This window comes from Shinella sp. BE166 (assembly GCF_051201095.1).
In the GTDB taxonomy this organism is placed as follows: Bacteria; Pseudomonadota; Alphaproteobacteria; order Rhizobiales; family Rhizobiaceae; genus Shinella; species Shinella lacus.
In genome coordinates, this window is sequence record NZ_JBPEHL010000050.1 from 1 (window position 1) to 6,316 (window position 6,316).

Annotated in this window: 5 protein-coding genes and 1 pseudogene; 2 read left to right on the forward strand and 4 right to left on the reverse strand. The window is 56.8% G+C overall.

Annotated features, from left to right (window positions below; all coding sequences use genetic code 11):
* The first annotated feature begins 246 nt into the window (after positions 1-246).
* Together J2Y63_RS35080 and J2Y63_RS35085 are read left to right on the forward strand one after the other, a co-directional pair.
* Positions 247-2,514: a caspase family protein gene (locus J2Y63_RS35080; protein WP_435269794.1), complete on the forward strand. Its 2,268-nt coding sequence runs from the start codon at positions 247-249 to the stop codon at positions 2,512-2,514.
* A gap of 617 nt (positions 2,515-3,131) precedes the next feature.
* A pseudogene (locus J2Y63_RS35085) lies at positions 3,132-3,304 on the forward strand (transposase); the annotation flags it as partial.
* Between the two features lie 46 nt (positions 3,305-3,350).
* Here J2Y63_RS35085 and J2Y63_RS35090 read toward each other — a convergent pair.
* From J2Y63_RS35090 to tnpA, 4 genes are read right to left on the reverse strand one after another with little or no spacing between them, the layout of a single operon-like run.
* On the reverse strand, positions 3,351-3,626 hold the full coding sequence (locus J2Y63_RS35090; RefSeq protein WP_104680585.1) for a hypothetical protein: 276 nt from the start codon (positions 3,624-3,626) through the stop codon (positions 3,351-3,353).
* 8 nt (positions 3,627-3,634) lie between these two features.
* The gene (tnpC, locus tag J2Y63_RS35095; RefSeq protein ID WP_435269795.1) at positions 3,635-5,290 is read right to left on the reverse strand and encodes an IS66 family transposase; all 1,656 of its coding nucleotides are present in this window, start codon (positions 5,288-5,290) and stop codon (positions 3,635-3,637) included.
* A gap of 45 nt (positions 5,291-5,335) precedes the next feature.
* Positions 5,336-5,683 (reverse strand): IS66 family insertion sequence element accessory protein TnpB, encoded by a 348-nt coding sequence (tnpB, locus tag J2Y63_RS35100; protein ID WP_435269796.1) that lies wholly within the window; start codon positions 5,681-5,683, stop codon positions 5,336-5,338.
* Positions 5,680-6,078: an IS66-like element accessory protein TnpA gene (gene tnpA / locus J2Y63_RS35105; RefSeq protein ID WP_104680587.1), complete on the reverse strand. Its 399-nt coding sequence runs from the start codon at positions 6,076-6,078 to the stop codon at positions 5,680-5,682. The genes tnpB and tnpA overlap by 4 nt, the downstream gene beginning before the upstream one ends.
* Positions 6,079-6,316 lie beyond the last annotated feature (238 nt).

Below are 6,316 nucleotides of genomic sequence, written 5' to 3' on the forward strand. Positions count from 1 at the left end.
CGCTTAAAATCTTCGCTGAAATTCGATTTGCTCATGATGCTCTTCCTGCCTCAAAATTAGGAAAGAAGGCGTCTACAAATCTAGGGGCTATTCAATATTCTCACCGGATTTGGCAAGCCCGCTCTAACCGTTACGTCCCTTGCATATTCAAAGGAAGCGCAGCGTCTCGTCAGCGGAGACAGCAAAGGGGCGCTTACACTTTGGAACCCTGTCAGCGCACGACAAGATTCGGTTTTCAAAACCTATATGACCTCGATTAACTCGGTGGCTGCAGATCAGGCCACGGATCGCCTGATCGTCGCAACGAAGAAGGGGCCACTTGACCTCCTGAGAATATCCAAGCCCGCCGAGCTACATCGCTTGCTGGCAAATAGCGATGTATGGCTATCCGTATCACCGACAGGTAGATACTTCACTTCAGCGGGTGCAGACAGCGCCGCGTTGTGGGATCTCGACACACGAAAAGAGATCAAGTCCTTTCAGGGGCGGGAGCAGGCGAGTCTATCACCGGACGGCGAGGTTGTAGCGTTCGACGATTATGGAATCATACAGCTACACACCTTCAACGGGCACCCTCTGGAAATTTCGGAAAATGGTAGTGGTCTTTCCAAATTGGTGTTTTCGCCAAACAATGATCAATTAGCGATAGCGCGCTTTGATCCTGCCGGCGGGTCGGTACAACTCAGAAACTGGCGCCTAAATCGCGAGCTTGCCCGCTTCGATATCGGATATGATCGTACCGATGCGCTGGCCTTCTCACCGACTGGTGAAACGTTCTCGTCCGGGGGAATGTTAGGCATAATTCGTGTGTGGAGCGCATTGGGCGAAGCGGCCTATGAGACCTTTAAGCTGTCAGGCCACTCCGGGGCAATTACAAGCCTCACTTACTCGCCCGATGGCACTCGGCTTTATAGCGCAAGCGACGATGGTACGATTAAGATTTGGTCGCTTCAGACCGGAGCTCTACTCGCTACTATCATTCCGAACGAACGGGGTGGGTCCGTTACCATAACTCCAGAAGGTTTTTTTGACGCCACGCCGGAGGCAGCAAAGACACTCAAGGTCGTTAAGGGCCTCAATGTCTACAGTATTGACCAGTTCTACAGTAGCCTTTTCAGGCCCGATCTAGTCGAGGAAAAAATCGGGGGCGACATCGAGGGTGTTGTCGCCGCTGCAGCGGATGGCCTGGATATGGAAAAGCTGCTTACGGCTGGGCCCCCTCCGATTTTGAGGTTTACGGACCTCAACCCCTCTGTACGTGAAGGCAAAGTGGATCTCGACATCGAACTCAAGGATGCCGGCGGCGGCATTGGCAAACTCGAGTGGCGCATCAACGGCGTCACATCCGGGATTTCAACACGCGGGCTCGCCCGCGTGCAAAGCGGCCCATCTCGACGCGAAACGAAATCACTGTTCCTTCAGAATGGTCTTAATCACATCGAGGTAATCGCATACAACGCCAATGGATCAATCGCGTCGGATCCCGTTTCGTTGGAACTGACGGTCGACAATTCAGAAGCTCTAAGACCAAGGCTCTTCGTACTTGCGGTGGGTGTGAACGCATATTTCGATAGCAAATTTGCGCTCAATTATGCGGTACCTGACGCAATTGCCATCTCAAAGGCCTTCGAAAAGGCCGGCCAACATTTTGAAGGCGGGGTTCAGATCGCCAACGTTCTAGACGAAAAGGCCACAGCCGCGGGAATAGGGGCCGCGTTTGAACAAGTCGCCAATGAGGCTCGCCCGAACGATACCTTTGTCTTTTATCTTGCAGGGCACGGGAAAACTGTCGATGGGCGCTATTACTTCATTCCCTACGATTTTCTCTACAAGGACGAAAATTCTTTTTCAAACAACGCAATAGACCAAGATCAGTTTCAGTCATGGCTTGCGATGGTTCCAAGTCAAAAAAGCATGGTGCTGCTCGACACCTGCGAGAGTGGCTCAATGACTGGGCTACGCGTTGCGGCCAGGGGACTCCAGCGTGCCGTCGCGTTTGAGAAAATGACGCGCGCCCTAGGTCGAACGACTATCGCTGCGTCGACAGACGATGCGCCTGCGCTAGAGGGGTTCAGAGGCCACGGCGTGTTCACCTACGCCTTTCTTGAGGGCCTTGGAAAAGCCGATACCGACAAAGACAGCCAGATTGATGTCCTTGAAATCATGAGCTGGCTAGATAAATCCGTTCCTGAATATAGCTTTAGGGAGTTCAAGCAGCGGCAAATCCCGCAATCTGCATTTGTGGGATCCAACTTCGAAATAGGAACCGCGACAGTCGGTCTTGTGGAAAGCTCTTCCTCAGCGAGCGCTATTGCAGCAAGCCAGTCACGCTTCGTCGTAGTCGCGCCCTCAGAGGTGTTCGCAAAGCCCGATCTGTCAGGTCAACCCATGGAACATCTATCCGCAGGAACACTTGTAACCGTCAGGCAGGTGCTTTTGGGAAACGCCGAAGTTGAGCGTAATGGCCGGACTGTTGGCTACATTAAACATTCAAACCTCCTAAAGGTCGACTAGGGGCACACACTTACTTTGCGTTTTTATTAGCTCTTGAGGGGATGCGAACCTGCGACCCACACGTTCTGTAAACAAGCAAGCCGTTGAATTCTTCGAGCCGGCGGCATAGGCTCTATTATGGAATTCAGTTGGGTTTTGAAAGCTTTTGTTAATAAACTGAGCTGAGAAACGCAACCTCAAAAATCGCACGGCACTGGAGGCATCCAAAAGTTTCGATCGACGACCTTAGTCTTTTCTTCGCCGAGACCGGCGGCCCGCGAAGCGACGTCCTGTGAGCCGGCAATTCGCGCCGCTGCGGTAGGCAGCGTTTCCCGTATCTACGCTTTTGACAGTTAGCGGTACTCTTTCGCGAGCAAAAGAGCGGAGAAGCGCTTGGTGATCCGTGGAATAAACTTACTGGAAAAGCCGCCATAGTAACTGGGGGATATGCGGGTTTCGGTCTTGAGACTGCCCGTGCATTCAAGCGCCGGCTCTCGGGTTATAGTCCCTGCAAGGGACGTCGAGCGCGCAACGAAAGCAGTAGCCTCCATTGGAGGAGGTATCGAAATCGCCCACATGGACATCACTGACAGTCGGTCCATTCGGCAGTTTGCGAAGACATTTTCAAGGACCGGTGGCCGATGCTGGAGACCCGCGACGTGGTCATTATGGATAACCTGGCCGCACACAAGAAGGCCGACGTCCGCGATGCCATGGAACGTGCCGGCGCCAGCTCATGTTCCTTCCGCCCTATATCCAGGACTTCAACCCCATTCAGAACGCATTCTCGAAGCTGAAAGCCATGCTGCGAGTAAGTATCCGGTGACTACCGCGGTTGGCGCTGATGGTGTCCAGCTTCAGCGGCCTGACTGAAGTTCCGCGATAGCTTTGGCAGCCTTGTCGCAGCGCTCTGCAAGTTCTGGGTATGAGAGCTCCATGTGCTCAGTCGCGATCTTGAAGAGATACTGCGCGATGGCGTCAACTGAGGCGGTTTGGTTGGTCAGCATGCCAAAGACGGTATCGGCATAGGCATCATATTCGTCTTGCGCTTCAGGAATGTCCGACACCCCGATGGGGTCCCATTCTGTGAGCAATATTTTCCGAATGATAGCTCGGTTGGCTTTGTGATCCATCGTTGATCCTATGCCGCAACGGCTGCTGTTTGCATCGGTTTCCAGTTCCACGGCAGCAATTGCTCCAGCCTGCTGATCGGCGTGTCGGCAATGTTGGCGAGGACGTCGGCAAGCCAGGCCTGCGGATCGATGTCATTGAGCTTGGCGCTCATGATCAGTGTCGCCATGAACGCCGCACGTTCAGCACCACGATCCGATCCGGCAAATAGCCATGACTTCCTGCCGAGTGCAAAGCCTCTGAGCGCGCGTTCGGCGGCGTTGTTCGTGAGACAAATCCGGCCATCGTCGAGGAATGACGTGAAGCCATCCCAGCGCTTGAGCATGTAGTCGATTGCCTCGGCGACGGGAGAACTGCGCGACAGTTTTGCTCGCTCGATTTGCAGCCAATCGTGCAGTTCTTCGACAAGCGGCTGGCTGTCCTTGCGGCGACGCTCCATGCGCTGCTCTGCGGCAAGACCGTTGATCTCCCGTTCGATATCGAACAGGGCATCGATCCGTTTGACGGCCTCCAGCGCCATTGGCGAGACCGGCGCAGCTTTGCTGCCACGTTTGGCGTTCGCGGCGATGTCGGCCAGCACGAAGAACTTGCGGCGTGAGTGTGCCCAGCAGAGTGCTTGGCGCAGAGGCGCGGGATCGCGATCTACTTTGAACAGCGGATTGTAGCCGCTATAGGCATCCGCCTGCAGAATGCCGGAGAAGGTCTTTAGGTGGCGTTCGGGATGCTCCTGTCGCCGGTCTCGCGATGAGTAGAACAGTGCCGCAGGCGGTGACAGCCCGCCAAACGGCCGGTCATCCCGGACATAGGTCCAGATGCGGCCCGTATCGGTCTTTCCCTTCGCCAGGATCGGTACGGTCGTGTCGTCGCCATGCAGTCGCTCGGTGGCCAGGACATGGGCCTCGATCAACGAATGGATTGGCTTCAGGGCCGCGGCACACGCGCCGACCTGGTCGGCCAGCGTCGACAGGCTGAGGTCGATCCCCTCTCGGGCATAGCGCTCGCTCTGGCGATTGAGCGGCTGGTGCTGGGCGAACTTCTCGAACAGGATCATCGCCAGAAGGTTGGGTCCGGCAAAGCCGCGTGGCGTCACATGGAAGGGTACTGGCGGCTGCGTGATCTTTTCGCATTCGCGGCAGGAGAACTTCTCCCGCACGGTCTGAATGACCTTCCATTGACGCGGAATGACCTCCAGCGTCTCTGTGATATCCTCACCGAGCTTCGACAGCTTGGCCGAGCCGCAGCAGGGGCAGTTTGTCGGAGCAGCAATGACGACACGCTCGCGCGGGAGATGTTCAGGAAAGGGCTTGCGTGATGGTCGCCTGCGCTCGAAGGCCCTAACGGTCGAGGCATTGGCTGCGATCTCCGCCGCCAGTTCATCTTCGCCAGCATCAGCCTCCAGCTCCTCGAGCTGCAGTTCCATCTGTTCGAGAAGCCGCGCTTTGCGCTCGGAGCGGCTGCCGTAAAGCTCCCGGCGGACTTTCTCGATCTCCAGCTTCAACCGCGCGATCAGCGCCTCGGAGTGCGACACGAGCGCCTTCGCGCTGGCGGCCTCTGCCTTGGCGGTCGCTGCCTCGGCCTCGGCCGTGATGCGCCGGGCACGCTCCGCCGCCAGGGCCGCAAGTGCGCTGGCAAGGTCGTCAGGAAGCTGTTCAGCCGCATCGTTCATGGGCTGATGGAATCATATTCTATCCAGCGTTTCCAGCGTTTTTGCTTATCCGGCCGAGGTCGGCCGCCAGGTCTTTTGCGGCATTCGCCAGTCGATACCTTCCAGCAAATAACCAAGCTGCCCAGGCGTAATCACAACGGTTCCATCGGCCGCCGACGGCCATATGAAGCGTCCCCGCTCCAGCTTCTTCGTGAACAGGCAGGCTCCCTGACCATCATGCCAGATGACCTTGATCAGGCCACCGCCACGACCGCGGAAGACGAACAGATGCCCGCACATCGGATCGCGCTTCAGCGTCTCTTGCACCATCAGCGACAGACCGGGAAAGCCTTTGCGCATGTCTGTATGGCCCGTTGCCAGCCAGACCTTCACACCAGCAGGGACCGAGATCATCGACGACCCAACACACAGTCGAGAATGCGGCCGAGCGCCTCCGTGTCGATGTCACTATCCACGCGGACGCGCCGACCGCGGCCCAGATCAATCGTCACATCGCTACGCTTCCGGCGGGACTGCGATGGGGCTGGCGCGTCCGTAGCCGCGGGTTGGGCCTCAGACAGGATAACCGGCACCAACCTGCGCGCCGTCTCGGTCCTCGGTTCCTCGATCTGGCAAAGCTCCTTGCGCCACCGAAAGAGCTGGCTGACGTGGATACCGGCCCCACGGGCAATCTCGGAGAGAACCGCCTCTGGCTCAAGGCAGGCTGCAACGAGACGCTCCTTGTCCTGGCGGGACCAGCGCCGACGGCGCTCGACAGACGTGATGACTTCAATCGGATGCTTCGTCATAGGACTACTCCTAGTGTTTGCACTAGGACTTCCAATGTTCGCATCAACCTCGCAAGACGGCCCTCACCGGGGGCTTACTGCTGCGAGGTCGAGCCGAGCGAAAGATCGATGCTCTACGGATGCCGTCGGGGCGATAATACCTCTGACCTGAGCCCCTGAACTTCCTCCAGATTTTGGTAGAGTCCGTCGTATCAAGGAGACGGACGGAATGAAGCATTCACGGTTCACGGACGAGCAG

Bases quoted from the DNA above. Each gene is read 5' to 3' on its own strand.
- J2Y63_RS35080 (WP_435269794.1), top strand. From the start codon at position 247: ATGACCTCGATTAACTCGGTGGCTGCAGATCAGGCCACGGATCGCCTG.
- J2Y63_RS35090 (WP_104680585.1), bottom strand. From the start codon at position 3,626: ATGGATCACAAAGCCAACCGAGCTATCATTCGGAAAATATTGCTCACA.
- tnpC (WP_435269795.1), bottom strand. From the start codon at position 5,290: ATGAACGATGCGGCTGAACAGCTTCCTGACGACCTTGCCAGCGCACTT.
- tnpB (WP_435269796.1), bottom strand. From the start codon at position 5,683: ATGATCTCGGTCCCTGCTGGTGTGAAGGTCTGGCTGGCAACGGGCCAT.
- tnpA (WP_104680587.1), bottom strand. From the start codon at position 6,078: ATGACGAAGCATCCGATTGAAGTCATCACGTCTGTCGAGCGCCGTCGG.